This is a genomic window from Caulobacter sp. GW822-FHT01G02, from assembly GCF_058802865.1.
Map to the genome: position 1 here is coordinate 13,919 of NZ_JBXAON010000008.1, position 16,040 is coordinate 29,958.

Annotated in this window: 17 protein-coding genes; 6 read left to right on the forward strand and 11 right to left on the reverse strand. The window is 65.7% G+C overall.

The window, feature by feature from the left end:
- Nucleotide 1 precedes the first annotated feature (1 nt).
- The gene (locus tag AC1RNC_RS21475; protein WP_492888280.1) at nucleotides 2–1,213 is read right to left on the reverse strand and encodes a CynX/NimT family MFS transporter; all 1,212 of its coding nucleotides are present in this window, start codon (nucleotides 1,211–1,213) and stop codon (nucleotides 2–4) included.
- Nucleotides 1,214–1,315: 102 nt separating this feature from the next.
- Here AC1RNC_RS21475 and AC1RNC_RS21480 point away from each other — a divergent pair, with 102 nt between their 5' ends.
- Nucleotides 1,316–2,344: an amidohydrolase family protein gene (locus AC1RNC_RS21480; protein WP_492888281.1), complete on the forward strand. Its 1,029-nt coding sequence runs from the start codon at nucleotides 1,316–1,318 to the stop codon at nucleotides 2,342–2,344.
- Nucleotides 2,345–2,453: 109 nt separating this feature from the next.
- On the opposite strand, the gene AC1RNC_RS21485 is transcribed toward AC1RNC_RS21480, so the two are convergent.
- The gene (locus tag AC1RNC_RS21485; RefSeq protein ID WP_492838795.1) at nucleotides 2,454–3,146 is read right to left on the reverse strand and encodes a helix-turn-helix domain-containing protein; all 693 of its coding nucleotides are present in this window, start codon (nucleotides 3,144–3,146) and stop codon (nucleotides 2,454–2,456) included.
- A gap of 331 nt (nucleotides 3,147–3,477) precedes the next feature.
- Between AC1RNC_RS21485 and AC1RNC_RS21490 the strand changes: the two genes are divergently transcribed.
- Entirely contained in the window at nucleotides 3,478–4,317 is an 840-nt protein-coding gene (locus AC1RNC_RS21490) for an SDR family NAD(P)-dependent oxidoreductase (RefSeq protein ID WP_492888282.1), read from the forward strand.
- A 16-nt stretch (nucleotides 4,318–4,333) separates the two neighbouring features.
- On the opposite strand, the gene AC1RNC_RS21495 is transcribed toward AC1RNC_RS21490, so the two are convergent.
- Entirely contained in the window at nucleotides 4,334–5,710 is a 1,377-nt protein-coding gene (locus AC1RNC_RS21495) for an MFS transporter (RefSeq protein ID WP_492888283.1), read from the reverse strand.
- Between the two features lie 285 nt (nucleotides 5,711–5,995).
- Between AC1RNC_RS21495 and AC1RNC_RS21500 the strand changes: the two genes are divergently transcribed.
- The 3 genes from AC1RNC_RS21500 (at nucleotide 5,996) to AC1RNC_RS21510 (ending at nucleotide 8,470) form a co-directional block, all read left to right on the forward strand.
- A complete protein-coding gene (locus tag AC1RNC_RS21500) occupies nucleotides 5,996–7,072 on the forward strand; it encodes an amidohydrolase family protein (RefSeq protein ID WP_099582468.1) in 1,077 nt (358 codons plus the stop codon).
- Between the two features lie 86 nt (nucleotides 7,073–7,158).
- The gene (locus AC1RNC_RS21505) at nucleotides 7,159–7,605 is read left to right on the forward strand and encodes a hypothetical protein (RefSeq protein WP_492888284.1); all 447 of its coding nucleotides are present in this window, start codon (nucleotides 7,159–7,161) and stop codon (nucleotides 7,603–7,605) included.
- Between the two features lie 19 nt (nucleotides 7,606–7,624).
- Nucleotides 7,625–8,470, forward strand: a complete 846-nt coding sequence (locus AC1RNC_RS21510; RefSeq protein WP_492888285.1) for a fumarylacetoacetate hydrolase family protein — start codon at nucleotides 7,625–7,627, stop codon at nucleotides 8,468–8,470.
- Between the two features lie 7 nt (nucleotides 8,471–8,477).
- On the opposite strand, the gene AC1RNC_RS21515 is transcribed toward AC1RNC_RS21510, so the two are convergent.
- Complete coding sequence (locus AC1RNC_RS21515; RefSeq protein WP_492838790.1) at nucleotides 8,478–9,152, reverse strand: TetR/AcrR family transcriptional regulator; 675 nt, start codon at nucleotides 9,150–9,152, stop codon at nucleotides 8,478–8,480.
- Nucleotides 9,153–9,316: 164 nt separating this feature from the next.
- On the opposite strand from AC1RNC_RS21515, the gene AC1RNC_RS21520 reads away from it, so the two are divergent.
- Entirely contained in the window at nucleotides 9,317–10,180 is an 864-nt protein-coding gene (locus tag AC1RNC_RS21520) for an SDR family oxidoreductase (RefSeq protein ID WP_099582464.1), read from the forward strand.
- 73 nt (nucleotides 10,181–10,253) lie between these two features.
- On the opposite strand, the gene AC1RNC_RS21525 is transcribed toward AC1RNC_RS21520, so the two are convergent.
- The 7 genes from AC1RNC_RS21525 to AC1RNC_RS21555 are packed head-to-tail and all read right to left on the reverse strand — an operon-like array spanning nucleotide 10,254 to nucleotide 15,929.
- Nucleotides 10,254–10,967 (reverse strand): SDR family oxidoreductase, encoded by a 714-nt coding sequence (locus AC1RNC_RS21525; RefSeq protein ID WP_099582463.1) that lies wholly within the window; start codon nucleotides 10,965–10,967, stop codon nucleotides 10,254–10,256.
- Nucleotides 10,958–11,785 (reverse strand): SDR family NAD(P)-dependent oxidoreductase, encoded by an 828-nt coding sequence (locus AC1RNC_RS21530; protein WP_062097830.1) that lies wholly within the window; start codon nucleotides 11,783–11,785, stop codon nucleotides 10,958–10,960. Before AC1RNC_RS21530 ends, AC1RNC_RS21525 begins: the two co-directional genes overlap by 10 nt.
- Before the next feature lie 22 nt (nucleotides 11,786–11,807).
- Nucleotides 11,808–12,620 (reverse strand): SDR family NAD(P)-dependent oxidoreductase, encoded by an 813-nt coding sequence (locus tag AC1RNC_RS21535; RefSeq protein WP_492838786.1) that lies wholly within the window; start codon nucleotides 12,618–12,620, stop codon nucleotides 11,808–11,810.
- Nucleotides 12,620–13,534 (reverse strand): VOC family protein, encoded by a 915-nt coding sequence (locus tag AC1RNC_RS21540; RefSeq protein WP_492888286.1) that lies wholly within the window; start codon nucleotides 13,532–13,534, stop codon nucleotides 12,620–12,622. The genes AC1RNC_RS21535 and AC1RNC_RS21540 overlap by 1 nt, the downstream gene beginning before the upstream one ends.
- Before the next feature lie 27 nt (nucleotides 13,535–13,561).
- On the reverse strand, nucleotides 13,562–14,320 hold the full coding sequence (locus AC1RNC_RS21545; protein WP_492888287.1) for an SDR family NAD(P)-dependent oxidoreductase: 759 nt from the start codon (nucleotides 14,318–14,320) through the stop codon (nucleotides 13,562–13,564).
- Complete coding sequence (locus AC1RNC_RS21550; RefSeq protein WP_492888288.1) at nucleotides 14,317–15,714, reverse strand: MFS transporter; 1,398 nt, start codon at nucleotides 15,712–15,714, stop codon at nucleotides 14,317–14,319. Before AC1RNC_RS21550 ends, AC1RNC_RS21545 begins: the two co-directional genes overlap by 4 nt.
- Nucleotides 15,711–15,929, reverse strand: a complete 219-nt coding sequence (locus tag AC1RNC_RS21555; RefSeq protein WP_062097838.1) for a ferredoxin — start codon at nucleotides 15,927–15,929, stop codon at nucleotides 15,711–15,713. The genes AC1RNC_RS21550 and AC1RNC_RS21555 overlap by 4 nt, the downstream gene beginning before the upstream one ends.
- Nucleotides 15,930–16,040: the final 111 nt, after the last annotated feature.

Consider the following 16,040-nt stretch of genomic DNA (forward strand, 5'->3'; position numbering starts at 1 on the left):
GTTAGGCCCGCGCCAGCTTGACCGAGGTCGGCGACACCTGGGCCGAGACTAGGCTGGCGCGGCCGGCGATCAGGCCGGTGACGACCAGACCGGCCCCGATAACCACCACTAGGCCGGCGACGGCCTGGAACCCGCCCGTCCACTGACGGACGAGCCCGACGCTGAGCGGCGCAAACGCGGCCGGGACGTAGCCAACGCTTTGGGCCATGCCTGACAGGTGCGATGCGACATGGCTGTTGGGCGAGCGCAGCAGGACCATGGTCAAGGCCAAGGCGAACAATCCCCCCTGAGCCAGCCCCTGGATGACCGCCCAGACCCAGACGCCGGAAAGCGGCGCCAGCAGCAGGCCCAATAGTCCGGCCGCCGCGGCCACCGAAAGCACGACCGCGATCATCGACTGAGCCGGCTTGCGCGTGGCGAGCGAGGGCACGGTGAGCGAGGTCGCCAACTGGACTACGATCAGGACGGACAGCACCAGTCCCGCCGTCACCGCGTCCAATCCCCGTTCCCGCAGGATCGGCGCCAACCAGCCCAGCACGCAAAACGCGAGCGCCGACTGCAGGCCCATGAACAGGGCCACGCTCCATGCCAGTCGATCGCGCCACAGGCCCACGACCGGTTCGACGACCAGATCGTCGCGCTCGACCTTTCGCCCCAGCTGTAGCGACCACAGCAGCAAGGCCCCCACCACCGGCGCCGCCCAGATCGACAGGCCCACGCGCCAGCCACCGCCCAGCGCGGTCTCGATAGGCACGGTGACGGCGGCCGCCAAGGCCGCGCCGCCCGAGATCGCCGTGACATAGGCGCCGGTCAGGATTGCGGTCCGATCCTCGAAATCCCGCTTTACCAGGGTCGGCAGCAAGACGTTGGCTATGGCGATCGCCGCGCCGGCGAGGATGGAAAAGGCAAACAGGGCCCACACCGCCCCGAGCGCGCGCCCGGCGGTTCCAAGCCCGATCAGCGCCAAGGCGCCAAAAAGCGCGCGCTCGGTCCCCAGCCGATGGGCCAACCGCGGCGCCAAGGGCGCGCACAGGCCAAGACACAGCACCGGCAAGGTGGCCAGCAGCCCGACCTGCCAGGCGGTCATTCCGGTCTCATGCACGACCTCGGGCAAGCGCACCGACAGGCTGGCGAACACCAGGCGCAGGCAAAATGCGGCGCCGACAATGCCGGTCGCCAGCATGAGACGGCCGCTGGGCTTGATCTGCTGCATCGCTCGCCTCCCCACGCGCCATACGAGATTCTGCCGGCACGGGTTGCCACAGATCATTCGACGGTGAGAATATCAATCTAATAACAGATCGACGAGGAAACCATGCTGATCGACGTGCACGCCCACCTCTTCACGCCAGGCATGATGAAGCGACACCCGTTCTGGGGCCCCTTCATGAAGCCCCAGGGCCTGACGGTCGGGCACTTCTCCCTGGGCACCAAGCAGCCCGCCGAGGCCAAGGACGACGCAGAGGCCGAAGCGAACCTGCTGGCCCGCATGACCCATTCGGCGAGACTGGCGGTCATGGAGCAGCGCGGCGTCGACAAGCTGGTTCTGTCCACGCCTTCGCACGCCTTCATGTACTGGGCCGGCGCGTTCGGCACCGAATACGCCAGGATCTGCAACGACGAACTCTCGGCCTTCTGCCAGGTGATGCCCGACAAGTTCGACTTCTGGTCCCACGCCAACTTGGCCGATCCGGATGCGGCGGTCGAGGAGATCGACCGCGCCGTGCGCGTTCTGGGCGCCAAGGGCCTTTGTGTCGGCGGCACTAATTTCGACGGGCTTCAAACCTACGACGAGCGCCTGTTTCCCGTCTGGGCCAAGCTGGCTGAACTCGATGTTCCCATCATGGTGCACGGGTTCAACCAGTCGATCTATCTGGGCGAGCGCCATCACGAGGATCGGTTCGAAACGACGTCCATCGTGGGCGACTGCGTCGATGAGACCCTGTTCTTCTGGTACCTTATCTGTGGTGGAGCCCTGGACGCCTTCCCGACTCTGAAGACCTACATCACCCACGCTGGCGGCATGGCGGTGTTCCAGCTGGGCCGGCTGTCTGAATTGAACGGGGCAATGGCCCCCGATGCGCGTAACCAGCGTCCGCTCATGGACTATATGAAGAACTTCTACTTCGATCTCGATGTCCACCACCCGGCCCTGCGGCGGGCCGTGGTGGAGGTGATCGGTCCAGACCAGCTGCTCTATGGCACCAACTTCGGCGGGGCCTACGACCATGGCGACCTCACCGCCGGGATCGACCTTTCCGAAACCGATCGCGAGAAGATCCGCAGTGGCAACGCCATGCGGTTGCTCAAGCTCGATATGGGCCAGGCGGTGCGGGCCGACTGATCCCGGGTGTCGGTCCGGCGATACGGCGCAAGGGCGTCGACATCGCTGGCCAGATCCCCGGGGGACCCCCGGACGGCGCGCCCCGCGAGCCTTCGTCGATGTCACGAAATCAGCCCGTCGGCGCCGCCGGACGGCCGGGCCGGCGGCTTGCGCCGGCCATGTCGTCGACCAAGGCTGGCTGGGCCGGGGGACCGCGGAAATCGGCGCGCGGCTCGGCCGAGAAGGGACACGTCAGGACCGCGAGGGCGGCCTCGAAGATGTCGCTGTGGTACTGTTGGTGGCTGACATAGCCGCCAGGCGACAACTTCAGCTTTCCGCCCAGCTCCGAAATGCCGTTTAGGAATATGCTAGCGCTCAATGCGAGCCGGCGACGAAACACGTCCGCCCCCAGATGCGACAGGCTTTCGCTCAATTTGCTGCGGATTTCGGTGGAGGCCGGCGAAATGTCGGCCGAGCGTTCGAACGGATGCTCCTCCGGTTCCAGCTGCATGACGGCGAGCGTGAAGCGCGCATAGTCCCTCATGGCCTGTACTTCCAACATCGTCACGAGCGGCGAGAACAGACAGCTGAGCAGCCGCGGCACGCTGAAATCGCCCTCGGCCCGCGCGACCTCGAGCAGGGTCTGGCGATGGGCTTCCATGGCCGGCAATCGCATCTCGGACACGGCCTGGATCAGGCCCAGCTTGGAGCCGAAGTAATGCTGAACCACGTAGTTGTTGGCCTGCCCCGCGGCCGTCGCCAGCTGCCGTAGCGAGACCCCGTCAAGACCGTGCTGACCATACAGGCGCTCGGCGACCAGCATCAGCTTTTGGGCGGTCCTGGGGTACTCCTGAAAACGTCTCGGCATGCTCGATCCTTGCCCGACTGCCAGCGAAAATAGAAGCCGGCGCTCGACGATCAGACGCCGGAACCTGCCTCATTAAGTCACTTGACTTATAGTAGGGATAAATCTTCCATGCCGCGAGGCGTTCGTTCGCTGCGGCGCGCCGCCACAAACAGGCCTCGAACGAGACCGCCCATGCGCTGGAAGGGATCGCGGTCCGCCAGCGTCCGGTCAGGGATGGCGGGATGTGCGCGATGGCGGCGCGTGGACACGTGCGGAAGCAACCACCCTATGAGAACGGCAGAGATCCATGACACGTTTGACCGGCAAGACCGCTGTCATCACCGGGGCCGGCTCGGGGATCGGTCGCGCCTCGGCGCTGAAGTTCGCCGCCGAAGGCGCCGCCGTGGCTGTCACGGACATCCTGGGCGACACCGCCCAGGCCGTCGCCGAGGAAATTCGAAGCGCCGGCGGACGGGCCGTGGGCTTCGCGGTCGACGTCGCCGATGACCAGGCCTTGAAAGGCATGGTCGAGCGGGCCATCGCCGAGTTCGGCCACCTCGACATCCTGTTCAACAACGCGGTCAATACGGCGGCGGGCAAGCGCAAACGAGACGTGGACTTCCTGGAGTTCGATCCAGCGGTCTTCCAGGAGATCGTTCAGGTCAACGTGCTGGGCGGGGTTTTGGCCTCCAAGTACGCCCTGCCGCACATGCTCGAGCGCGGCGGCGGCTGCATCCTGTTCACCTCCTCGACCAGCGCCCTGGGCGGGGATGTCGCGCAGTTTTCCTATGGCGCGTCAAAGGCGATGGTGAACTGGTACGTCAAAACCATCGCCACCAACTACGGCAAGCAGGGCGTGCGGTGCAACGCGGTGATCCCCGGGGTGATCGAGACCCCGGCTATGAAGGCGTGGGCCAGTCCCGAGATGCATTCGGCATTCATGAAGCTGCAGAAAGCACCGCGTCTGGGTCGCCCTGAGGACATCGCCAACCTTGCCGCCTATCTGGCTTCGGATGAAGCCGCCTTCATGAACGGCGGACTGTACAAGTGCGATGGCGGGATGACCGCGCCTCTGCCCTTCGCTCAACTGCAGCTCGACTATCTGATCCCCCAGCACAAGCCAGCCGCCGATCGCGTGGCCCCTTGATCCGCGGCGCTGGCCGTCAGGACCGCGCCGTATCGGCTTCCGCCGCCGCCTCCAAGGCCTCCAAGGCCTCCAAGGTGCGCTGGTAGGGTTTCAGCCCCGACCAGGTCAGCCATAGGCCGAGAAGCGCGATGGGGCCGCCGACGACGGCGAGCGCATAGGGCAGCCCCGCATCGTCCTTAAAGACATGATCCGTGACCAGGGCGACCGACATCGGTCCAAAGCCGATGCCCACCAAGCCGCCGATGAGCAGATAGATCGCCACCGCCTTGCCTCGCATACGGTTCGGCGTAATCGCCTGCACGGCCGTCGGCGCGGCGGCTTGGGCCATCGCGAAGCCGGTGACGACCACCGTCAGCAAGGCGAAGCTGAGCCACGGCGCGCCGACGAGGGACCATAGGCTCACCGTTGGCAAGACCAGCAGCCAGGCCAGCATCGCCACGCGAAGCCGCGCGGCGGGCACGCGCTTGGCGGCCCAACGATCGCTGAGCCAGCCGCTGATCAGGGTCCCGACAAGGCCGCCGGCCGCGACCAGCACCCCGATGATCAAGCCCGAGGTCTTGGTCGGAATACCAAAGCGGCGATCAAAGAGGGTCGGCGCCCAGGCCAGGGTCCCATAGCCGATCACGGCGACCACGCCCGGATAGGTCAGCACGCGCGAAAAAGCGGCGGCATGGCGTTTGAGATAGCTGAAGAAGTCTCCCCAGCCGGCGCTCGTCTTCGACAGAAGCACGCTCACCGCGTCCCGGCGCACGGGCTCGCGGATGGTCAGCAAGAGCAGGGCCAGCGCCAGACCCGGCGCGCCAGCGACCAGAAAGGTCAACCGCCAGGGCGACATCAGCCCAACGCCCGGCAGGTTGAGACCCGCATCGGGGATGATCCGTGCGATCAGCGCGCCCAAGATCAAGGATGCGCCCGAACCAATGGCCAAGGACAGATAGTAGACGCTGAACGCGCGCCCCCTCCGTTCGGGCGAGACGTAGTCGGCGATTATCGAATAGGCGGCCGGCGCTAGCACGGCCTCGCCGATCCCCACGCCCATCCGGGTCAACACCAGCGCGTCGTAGCTCTGCGCAAAACCCGACAGAACCGTCATCACGCTCCACAGAACCATGCCGACGATGATCAGATTTCGCCGGATCGTGCGGTCGATCAGCCAGCCGAACGGCAGCCCGGCAAAGGTGTAGAAGAGGGCGAAGGCGTATCCCTGAAGGAAGCTGAAGGCGGTGTCGGAAATGCCAAACTCGGCGCGGATGGGGCGCACCAGCAGCGCGGGCAGCTGCCGGTCCAGTTGCGAAAGCAACGTCGCCACGAACAGGACGCCGATCACGTACCAGGCATAGCGGATCGGAGGATAGGACGTCTCGGTCGCCGTCGCGCTCGCCTGTCCGTGCATTGTCCGTATCCTCCGCCAATAAACGCCCTTTGGGGCCCCGGGCGCTCCGTCGCAGAGTCGACGTCGCCTCTTTCGCCTCGCGCGCTCAAACGCCGCGACGCGTCGAACGATAGGCGATCTGGCCTCGGCGCTGTCAAGGTTTGTTTTGACAGCCGAATTACATTCGCGCTAGAGAATACGCTGAACACTATCGACCAAACCGTTCAAAAAATGCGATAGTCGCGCCAGGGAACGCACATGGCTCGAAGAGCTCCGCCAGGGGGCCTCGACGCAGGAGGAAATCAGATGCTGATCGATCTTCACGCTCACGCCCCGCTGCCGGGCTACTACAACCAAGATCCGCACTGGGGCCCCTTCTTCGAAAAGCACGACGACGGCCATATCCGCCTGCGGGTCGGCGAATGGGTGCTGACTCTGGGCTCGCCAGAGCGTCGCGCCGCGGTCAAGCGGGGCGAGACGATGGAAGTGGCCGAGTTCATGTCGAAGTGGAACGATCCCAAGCACCGCCTGGCCGGCATGGACGCTCTGGGTCAGGACGCCCAAGTCCTCTCGGTGCCGTCGCACTGCTACATGTACTGGGCCGAGCCGGAGTTCGCCAACCGGTTCTCGACCACGGTCAATGATACCCTGGCCGAATACTGCAGCCGTTCGGACGGCCGGTTGATGATGTGGGCCACGGCCGCCCTGCAAGACCCGGTCAACGCGGCCAAGGAAATCCGTCGCGCCTGCACCGAGCTGGGGGCCAAGGGCCTCAGCGCCGGCGGTTCGAACTTCGGCGGCCTCGAGTTCGACGATCCGCGCATGGACCCGATCTGGGAGACCCTCTGCGACCTCGATCTGCCGATGTTCGTACACGGCTACAATCAGTCTGTGACCTGGGGGTCCAAAGCCAACACTGACAAGTACGAGACGACGGCCATCGTCGGCATGAACTATGACGAGACCAAGTGCTTCTGGTACCTGATCTGCGGCGGCGTCCTCGATCGCTTCCCTAAGCTGAAGGTCTATATCACCCACGCGGGCGGCTTCGTGCCCTACCAGCTTGGCCGCCTGGCCCAGACCATCAAGAACCTGGACGTGGTCCACAACAAGAAGGACCTCGAGGAGTACCTGCCGAACTTCTGGTTCGATCCGGAACTGCATGAACTGCCGATGCGTCAGGCCCTGGTCGAGGTCATCGGCGCGGACCGGCTGGTCTATGGCACCAATTTCGGCGGCAGCGACGCGATCCGTGGCGACCTTACCGACGGCCTGCGGATTTCTCCGGAAGATCTCGAAAAGATCCGCTGGAAGAATGCGGTCGACCTGCTGAATATCGACCTGGACAAGATGGGTCGCGCGACCAAATCGATCGCCGCCTAATTCCAGTCTCCGGCGCGGCGGCTCCTTGAAGAGCCGCCGCTTGCCGTTCCGAGCCGTCGCCGGCTTGGCGCGAGGTCCAGGACCCCATGACCCATCCGACCGACTGCAAGATCTGTGGAATGCTGCATGCCGCGGCGACCGAAGACGTCGTGCTTGCCGGCCCGCATTGGGCCGTCGTGGCCATGCAGGATGTCCCCGGAATGCTGATGGCCTTCACCCGCGATCATGATCGCGGCGTGGGCTTCCTGTCAGATGGAGCCGCGGCCGAGCTTGGCCCGTTAATCAACGCCCTTTCCGCCAGACTGGTCGCGACCGGGGCGTTCGAAAGGACCTCCGTCATCTATCTGGGCGACAGCAACGCCCATACCCATTTCATGCTGCTGGGTCGCAAGCCTGGGGATGAGCGCGTGTTCGACAATGCGCCCCTGCTGGCTCGGTTCGCCGCCAAGGACCGCGATCGCGCGCGGGCCATTGTCGCCGATTTGCGCGACACTCTTGGAGGGACGCTCGCGCCCGCCGCTGCCTCAGCCTAGCCAACGTCGAGGAAAGCCGATGAAACTTGCTCGATGCACGGATGGCGGCGACGCGTTCTGGGCGCTCGTCGATCCCGACGCCGACACGGCTCAGCCGATCGCCGGCGGCGTGTCGGACTGGGGACCCGATGTGACGCGGGGCGGCGGCCAGGACGCCCTCACCTTCAAGGCCCCGGTACGCGCCCTGTCGTCGCTACGCCTGCTGGCGCCGTGCGAGAACACCAGCAAGGTCGTCATCGCCGGCGCCAACTACAGCAAGCACCTGGTCGAATTCGGCGTCGCTGCGCCAACCCAGCCCATCGCCTTTCTCAAGGCGTATGGCGCCTTGATCGGCGCCGCCGATCCGATCCGCTATCCGCCGCTGACCGAGCAACTGGACTATGAGTGCGAGCTCGTTGTGGTGATCGGCGACGCGGCGATCGACCTGGACGATCCTCTCGCCTGCGTGCTCGGCTACACGGCGGGCAATGATGTCAGCGCGCGAGATCTGCAGCGCAGCGGCCCGCCGGGCATCGGCATGGACCTCTATGCCGCCAAGAGCCAGGACAAGGCCACGCCGGTCGGCCCGTGGATCGTCACCCGTGATGAATTTGCGCCGGGCAGCCCGGCCTTGCGCCTGTCGACGACGGTCAATGGCGAAGTCCGGCAAGACGGCACCACCGCCGACATGACGTGGGACGTTCCCGAGCTGATCCGGTTCGTGCATCAGCGTGTCAGCTTCGGCGTCGGCGACCTGCTGTTCACCGGCACCCCCGAGGGCGTGGCCCAGGCGTCCGGCCGCTATCTGAATCCCGGCGACCTGGTCGAGGTCTCGCTCGAGGGCGTGGGCGTCCTGCGAAATCAGATTGCGCCCCGCGCCGGCTGACGCCCGCTCATCTCGCTTTGCGCGCGTTCAGGATCTTGTCGACCGTCTGCTGCAGCCTTAGCGCCAAGGGTTGGCCCTCGCGAGGGGAGACCACGGTCTCGCTGAGCGCCAGACGCACCATCATTTCGGCGATGGCGCTGCGATCGACCGAGACACCGATATCTTTCTCCCAGGCGTCGAACACCGTTTCCAGCGCCGACAATACGCGCGCGATGAAATGGTCGAAGTTCGACTCGAAGTACTGCAGCACGAACGCCGGCTCGACGTGCAGGAACTGAGACCCTCTGCGGGTCTCATTGTTGGAGACGCTGTAGCGCAGAAAGGCCCCGAACCGTTCGGCCGGCGTTTCGCATCCCTCCATCGCGTGGCTCAACTCGTCATCGGTCTCGGTCCTGAGCCGCAGCAGCACCGCTTCCAGGACCGCTTCCATCGACGGGAAATACCGATAGAGCGTCCCGCGCGAGACGCGGGCTTCGTCGCAAACCTCCTGCGCGGTGATCCGAGGGGTGCCATGGTTCATCATCACGTTCTGCGCGGCGTTGATGATGTTCTCGATGGTCTTGGCCGCCCTCGGGTCGGGTCGGCGCGGACGAACGTCGACGTTGGAAGCGGAAGCTTCCGCGCGTCTGGCCGAGCGCCTGGCCAGGATGTCCGGACGAGCCGTCCGGGCGCTGGAGGTCATGCTTGGGGTGCTCCGATATACAATCTTCAGCCTAACTTGCGTCGCCTCGGCGCGCAAACCGCGTACGGCTCGCTTTCGGAAAATAAACGAGACAAAAATCGGAGCTTTGACTAGAAAATATCGACATCGGACAGCTCGTCAGAAGCTTCGAGGAAACATCGGACATGCATATCGATCTGAGCGCCAAACGGGTGATTGTGACCGGCGCGAGCCGAGGAATCGGGCGGGCCACGGCCGCGGCCTTCGCCCGCGAAGGCGTGCGGCTGGCGATCTGCTCGCGCAACCCCGACACGCTGTCGGCCGTCGCTGAAGACATGCGCGTGCTTGGCGCCGCGGAGGTCATCGCGGTCGCGCTCGATGTGCGCAATACCGCCGCCGTTCGCGCCTTCGTCAATCAGGTCGCCGAAACCTGGGGCGGCGTCGACGTGCTGGTCAACAACGCCGGCCAGGGCAAGGGCGGCAGCCTCGAAACCTTGGAGCCCGAGGATATCCTCGACCACGCCAACAACATCCAGATCGCCCATTTCCGGTTCGTCCAGGCGGTCGTGCCTCACATGCGCGCGCAACAGTGGGGGCGGATCATCAACATCAACGCCCTGGCCGGGGCCCTGCCGACGCCGGACGGCATTCCCTCGGTGACCAACCGCGCCGCGGGGATCGCCCTGGCCAAGCTCTTGGGCCAGCAGCTGGCCAAGGACAACATCCTGGTCAACAGCCTGAACATGGGTTGGATCGATACGGGCCAGTGGGATCGCCACTACAAGGAGATGCCCCCGTCCATCTCGCGCGAGGAGTTCCTCGAAATGGTGGTCAAGGTCGTGCCCCTCGGTCGGTTCGGCCGTCCCGAGGAGGTGGCCAATGTCTGCCTGTTCCTGGCCAGCGACCTTGCGACCTTCCTGAGCGCGGCCTCGATCGATGTCTCGGGCGGCCTACAGGGCGCGATCGCCTACTATCCCACCCTCAAGCGCGAAATGCAGGAAATGGGGCTGGAGCGTCAGGCCACTCTCGAAGCGGCCTCCGCCGCCTAGGGCCGCACCGCGCCGGGTCGTCATCCCCGCACCGCCGCGGGGATGACGCATCGCGGCCTTGGAGAGGCCCGGCTTAGTGGGCTTCGCTTTGCGGATAGATCGCCAGGCGCGCGATGGTCGCGTGGTCGGGCTGCTCAAGCATGAACCGGATGGCCCGAGCGATATCTTCGGGATCGAGCGCGACCGGATCTTCGATCTTCGCCGCCGCCATCATCCTGTCGAACATCTCGCTTGAGGTCGAACCCGGCGCGATCGATCCGACCTTGACGCCGGCGCCGGCCAGTTCGATCCGCAGCGATTGGGTGAAGGCCTCGAGCGCATGCTTGAGCCCCCCATAGACGCCGCCCGCCCGGGAGATCAGGTAGGCGCTGATGCTCGACACGTTGATGATCGCGCCAGACGACTGACCGCGAAACTCTCGGGCGAACACGTAGGACGAGCGCACCACGGCCTCGAAGTTAACCCGGATCATGTAGCTGACGGCGTCGAGATCGATGGTGTCCATCGTGCCGACGGCCATGACACCGGCATTGTTGATCACCACGTCGGCGCGCCCAAATCGCGCCTTGGCCAACGCCAGAAGTTGCTCTGGAACATCGGGCTCGGCGATATCCGCCGCCAGCAAGGCGCTGGGGCCCGGCAAGGTCGCGGCCAGCGCCTCGAGCTTCTCCAGCCGGCGGCTCGTCAGCACCAGATTGCACCCGGCGTTGCTCAGATCGAGCGCCGTCGCCGCGCCAATGCCGGCGGAGGCCCCGGTCAGGACGACGGTTTTTCCCTTCAACTCCATTGGCCGGGCGCCTTTCTCATGCCTTCGATAGTGGGCCGCATGTCGGCCACGCTGGGCAGGTGCGCGGTGAACCCGCCGTCGACGGAGAGGATCTGGCCGGTGACGTAGGAGCTGAGGTCGGACGCCAGGAACACCACCATGTTGGCGATGTCGCGCGGGGTCCCCAGGCGCGGCACCAGGCAATGGCTCAGGAAGATGTTCTGGATGTGCGCGGGCAGCCGTTGCTCCATGCCCGGCTGGATGATCAGACCTGCGGCGATGGCGTTGACCCGCACGCCCTTGGGGCTATATGCGGTCGCCAGGTGACGGGTCAGGGCGTTCACTGCGGCCTTGCCCGCCGCATAGGCGAAATTGCTGACGTCGCCCGAAAGGGACTGGCCCGACGAGATGTTGACAATCGATCCACCGCCCCGCGCCAGCATCGACGGGATGGCGTGCTTGCAAAACAGCATCGGCGCGCGGGCGTTGATCGACTGGACCTGATCCCAAAGCTCGACGGGCATCTCAGGGATGTCCAGGTCGCGGGATGAAAAGCCCGTCGCGCCGGCGTTGTTGTCGAGGATGTCGACGCCGCCGAAGGTCGCGACGGCGAACTCGACCACCGCCCGGATGTCGTCCTCGTCGGTGATGTCCCCGACCTTGCAGGCCACCTCGTGACCTTGCGCCTGCAAGCGATCGGTGACCGCTGAAAGCTCCGGAGCCCGAAGGTCGGTCAGCACGACCCGCGCGCCCTTTTCGGCCAGCGCCAGCGCCGTCTCCGAGCCGATAGAGCCGGCCGCGCCGGTGACCAGCGCCACCTTGCCGTCCAGTAAACCCATCTGTGTCTCCCCTTGGACGGCTCTAGCCGCCTTGTTGTTCCATCTCCGCGACGTTCGGCGGACGCGACTGGTAGCCTGGCATGTGCAGACCGCCATCGACGTTGATCAGTTCGCCGGTCACGAAGCGCGACATCTCCGAGGCCAGGAACACCGCGACGGGCGCGATATCCTCTTCAGGGTCGCCGTTGCGCAGCAGAGGCTTGCGCGAGGCCGCCATCTCGGCGAAGCCCGGCATGGCTTCGGCCATGCGGTGAAAGACCGTGCCCATCGCCGCCGGCGACAGCAGGTTGACCCGGATGTTGAACCGCCCCCACTCGTGGGCGGCGCTGCGCGTGAGGCCGCGGAGCGCCGATTTGGTGATGTTGTAGTCGGCGTTCAGCCAGGCGGCTGTCTCCACGTCGATCGAATAGAAGTTGATGATCGAGCCGCCGCCGCGGGCGGCCATGTGGGGCCGCGCGGCTTGCATGGCCCACCACCCCGCCCAGAGCCCCGAATGCAGGGTGCTGTCCAGCATCTCGTCGGTCTTCTGCTCGAGCAGGACCTTGGGGCTGAGGGTGAAGGCGTTGTTGACGAGGATGTCGAGGCCGCCGAACAGATCGACCGCCTTCTGCACCGCGCCCTGGATCTGGTCCTTAACGCGCACATCGGCCTTAAGCACTTCGGCCCGCCCGCCCAGCTCCTCGGTCAGCTCCGCCTTGATGGTCGCGCAATAGTCCTCGTTGAATTCGGCGACCAGGACGGTCGCGCCTTCCCGGATGAAACGGCGGGCGATGCCGCGGCCGATGCCGCCGCCGCCGCCCGTGACCAAGGCGACCTTGCCGTCGAGCAGCCCCATCAGCGCAGCTCCTCGGGCGTGCGGATGGTCGTGCCGAGGATGGGCCCGACCAGCTGGTGCCCCCAGTAGCTCAGGCGCTCGGCGTTCAGTTCGAAGGGATCGCCGGGCCAGGGATGGGTTTCGGCGATCACTTCGACGGCGAAGCCCGAAGGGCTGAAGTGGTAGAAGGAGAAATGCGGGTCCTGGGTGTGTTGCCCCAGGGTCATCTGCACTTGGATCTGGCGCTTGTTGACGATGTCCCAGGTCTCGCCGACATCACGAAGATCGCCGGTCAACAGGCCGATGTGCTGGATGCCCATCCGACCGGGGGCGTGGCCATAGCCGATGTCGTGGCTGGTCAGGTTGTTGAGCCCGGCGCGATAGAACCCGGTCCGGCCCTTGCCCGCGCCCGATCCATACCATTGGAAGCCCATGATATTGATCAGGAAGTCGTCCAGCTCCGGGCCATATTCCGGGGTCATCACCACGACATGGCCAAAGCCCCGGCCGTAGGTGTTGAAGCCGCCATGGCGACGGCCCGGCACAAACGAGCCAGGCTCGCCCTTCTGGCCGTAGAACAGCTCGTACTGATAGCCCACGGGATCCTTGAATCGGACCACATCGCGCACCCCGCGGCGAACCTTGAGGTCGTCGCCGCCCTGCTCCACGGCGATGCCCGCGTCGTGGAGCTTTTTGACGGCCTTTTCGAACGCGATCCGGTTGACGCATTCCCAGCCGATATAGGCCAGCTTGTCGATCGGCCCGGGCTGGAAAGCGAAACGATAGCGCCGATCGTCCATCTTCAGATAGAGCGCGTCCGGCTCGTCCTCCGGCGAGGGCGCGATGGCCAGACCCAGGACTTCGGGTCCGTAGCTGCGCCAGGCCTCGATGTTGGGGCTTTCAAAGCCCAGATAGCCGATACCCCGGATATCCATGGTCCTGCTCCTCGTCTTGTCGCTTGGCTAACAGGCGGTCGTGCCGCCATCGATGATGATGTCCGCGCCCGTGATGAAGGCCGCCTCGTCGGTGGCCAGGAAGGCGGCCATGCCGACGATATCCTCCGGCTCGCCTGGACGGCCGAGCGGAATATTGGCGGTCAGCTGGGCGCGGACGGTGGGGTTTTCGACAAAGGCGCGCGTTCCCGGCGTGACGACGAAGCCGGGGCTGATGCTGTTGGCGCGGATGCCGACCGCCGCGCCCTCCAGCGCCATCTGCCGGGTCATCGCCACCACACCGCCCTTGGTGGCGTTGTGGGCGATCGTTCCGTTGCCGCGCGAACCCTGCCATCCCGCCGTGGACGCCACATTGATGATCACCCCCCCGTGCTTGGCCAGATGGGGCCAGGCGAACTTCGTCGTCAGGAAGACGAGGTCGAGCTCGTTTCGCAGGGTGTAGCGCCAGTCCTCGATCGAAAGCTCGGCGATCAAGCCGAACTTCGCGGCCGAGGCGTTGTTGTAGAGAATATCGATCTTGCCATAGTCGGCGACGGCCTGGTCGATCCAGGCCCGCGCGCCGTCAAGGTCGCCAAGATCGCAGGCCATGGTGGTCATGCGCCCTCCCGCTTGGGCGACCAGCCGCGCGGTCTCGGCGTCGGCCTCGGCGTTGACGTCGCATCCGGCGACCACCGCGCCCTCCGCGACGAACCGAAGCGCCGCGGCCCGGCCCTGGCCGCCCCCCGTGCCGGAGATGAGCGCGACCCGCCCTTCCAGTCGACGCGTCATGCCGGTCCTCCGCTCGCCGCGTCACGCGCGTCCAGCTCAAGGCGGATAGCCGCATGCTTTTCGCGCGTCAGCGGGTAGGTGAGGGCTAGCCACGCCCCCAGGAGGAACAGCGCCGCCGAAGGCCCCGCAAACACCATTTCCAAGCCAGTGATGGCTTGTGGTGTGTTCGCGCCCAAAAGCGCGGGCTTGTAGCCGACCAGGGCCAGGGCGGCGAAGGCCAGGCCGACCGCCAGGGCGCCGCCCAACTTCCAGCTGCTGATCAACAGCGCATAGAGCACGGCGGTTTGATCCGAGCCGGATTCGAGCCGCAGTTCGTCGCCCGCATCAGCCATCATCGCGCGCGGCAGCAGGTTGAAGGCGCCGAACGACAGCCCCCACCCCATCATGCCCAGCGCCATCGCCGGCAGGTTGTGGTCAGGCAGGAAGATGAACGCCACGCTGACGATGGCGGCCAGAAGGCCCGATATTCCCAGCACGAAATGCTTGTCGAGCCGCCGCGCCAGCCAGGCTACGGCGGGTACGGTGATCATGGCCGTGACCACCTGGGCGATCAGCACGACGCCGACGGCGCTGCGCTCCAGCCCTTTGGCGGCGGTCACGAAGAACACCAGCATCGCCGAGGCGGTGCCAAACCCAAGGCCAAACAGGAGATCGATGGCGGCGATCCTGAAGACGGCCTTGCGGCCAACCACGGCCAGATAGGCTCTGATCCCGACGATATGCCTTTGGGCGACGAGCGGGGTCTCCGGAACGCGCCAGGCGGCCAAAGCCACCGCCGGCGCGGTCAGGACGATGATGATCCACCCCATGAGCTGGGTGGGCGGCAAGCCGGTTCCGCCAAGCTTGGCCGAGATGATCGGAAAACCCATCACGGTCAGGATGCCGAGCAGGGAGGCGAACTGAAGCCAGGCATAGACCCGCGAGCGCTCGTCGTAGCCAGCCGCCAGGCCGGAGGCGAGCGCCAGTTGCGCCAGCGACAGCACCGACCACCCCAGAAAACTGGCCGTCAGGGTCACCAGGAGATAGAGCGGTCCCACGCCTGGCTTGGCCATGAACAACAGGTAGACGGCCAACATGAGCGCCGGAGCGCCCAGGACCAGCCATGGGCGATAGCGGCCCCAGCGGGTTCGGGTTCGATCCATCGCCGCGCCGAGCAGCGGATCGACGACGATGTCGAACACGCGCACGCCGGTGAAGATCAGGCCGATCACCGCCAGCGGCAGGCCCAGAACGGTCGCATAGTGTTCCGGAATCATGACGACGAGCGGCAGCGACAGCGCCGTTAGCGGCACGCCCAACAAGGACAGCGACAACAGCCCGGGCAGCCTTGGCCGGCCGGAAGCGCGGGTTGGGGCGGCGACCGCGCTGCTCGCAACGTCTGAGACGGCCGTCATCCCTCGACGGCTTCCACGACGATGGCGCCTTGGGGGCAGGACTCCGCGCCTTCGATCGCCCGTTCCAACAGCTCGGCGGGCACGATGTCAGTGGTCACAACCACAAGCCCCCCCTCGAGCTGATAGATCTCGGGGCAGATCTCCACGCAGGTGCCATAGCCGCAGCAGGCGCTTCGGTCCGCCCTGACGCGATGCGGGGTCGCTTCTGAACTCATAACCTTCCTCCGTGCCGGGCGCCCCTTTGGGGCTTCTCCGGAGGGCCAGCGGCCCGTCGTTCCTCACTGAATCGAACAGTTGCATTTTCTATACAGAAATGCCACCTCTGT

Coding starts and splice junctions, on each gene's coding strand:
- AC1RNC_RS21550 (WP_492888288.1), bottom strand. CDS start 15,714: ATGACGGCCGTCTCAGACGTTGCGAGCAGCGCGGTCGCCGCCCCAACC.
- AC1RNC_RS21535 (WP_492838786.1), bottom strand. CDS start 12,620: ATGGGGCTGCTCGACGGCAAGGTCGCCTTGGTCACGGGCGGCGGCGGC.
- AC1RNC_RS21520 (WP_099582464.1), top strand. CDS start 9,317: ATGCATATCGATCTGAGCGCCAAACGGGTGATTGTGACCGGCGCGAGC.
- AC1RNC_RS21545 (WP_492888287.1), bottom strand. CDS start 14,320: ATGACGCGTCGACTGGAAGGGCGGGTCGCGCTCATCTCCGGCACGGGG.
- AC1RNC_RS21515 (WP_492838790.1), bottom strand. CDS start 9,152: ATGACCTCCAGCGCCCGGACGGCTCGTCCGGACATCCTGGCCAGGCGC.
- AC1RNC_RS21480 (WP_492888281.1), top strand. CDS start 1,316: ATGCTGATCGACGTGCACGCCCACCTCTTCACGCCAGGCATGATGAAG.
- AC1RNC_RS21540 (WP_492888286.1), bottom strand. CDS start 13,534: ATGGATATCCGGGGTATCGGCTATCTGGGCTTTGAAAGCCCCAACATC.
- AC1RNC_RS21510 (WP_492888285.1), top strand. CDS start 7,625: ATGAAACTTGCTCGATGCACGGATGGCGGCGACGCGTTCTGGGCGCTC.
- AC1RNC_RS21485 (WP_492838795.1), bottom strand. CDS start 3,146: ATGCTGGTCGCCGAGCGCCTGTATGGTCAGCACGGTCTTGACGGGGTC.
- AC1RNC_RS21500 (WP_099582468.1), top strand. CDS start 5,996: ATGCTGATCGATCTTCACGCTCACGCCCCGCTGCCGGGCTACTACAAC.
- AC1RNC_RS21525 (WP_099582463.1), bottom strand. CDS start 10,967: ATGGAGTTGAAGGGAAAAACCGTCGTCCTGACCGGGGCCTCCGCCGGC.
- AC1RNC_RS21475 (WP_492888280.1), bottom strand. CDS start 1,213: ATGCAGCAGATCAAGCCCAGCGGCCGTCTCATGCTGGCGACCGGCATT.
- AC1RNC_RS21505 (WP_492888284.1), top strand. CDS start 7,159: ATGACCCATCCGACCGACTGCAAGATCTGTGGAATGCTGCATGCCGCG.
- AC1RNC_RS21530 (WP_062097830.1), bottom strand. CDS start 11,785: ATGGGTTTACTGGACGGCAAGGTGGCGCTGGTCACCGGCGCGGCCGGC.
- AC1RNC_RS21495 (WP_492888283.1), bottom strand. CDS start 5,710: ATGCACGGACAGGCGAGCGCGACGGCGACCGAGACGTCCTATCCTCCG.
- AC1RNC_RS21555 (WP_062097838.1), bottom strand. CDS start 15,929: ATGAGTTCAGAAGCGACCCCGCATCGCGTCAGGGCGGACCGAAGCGCC.
- AC1RNC_RS21490 (WP_492888282.1), top strand. CDS start 3,478: ATGACACGTTTGACCGGCAAGACCGCTGTCATCACCGGGGCCGGCTCG.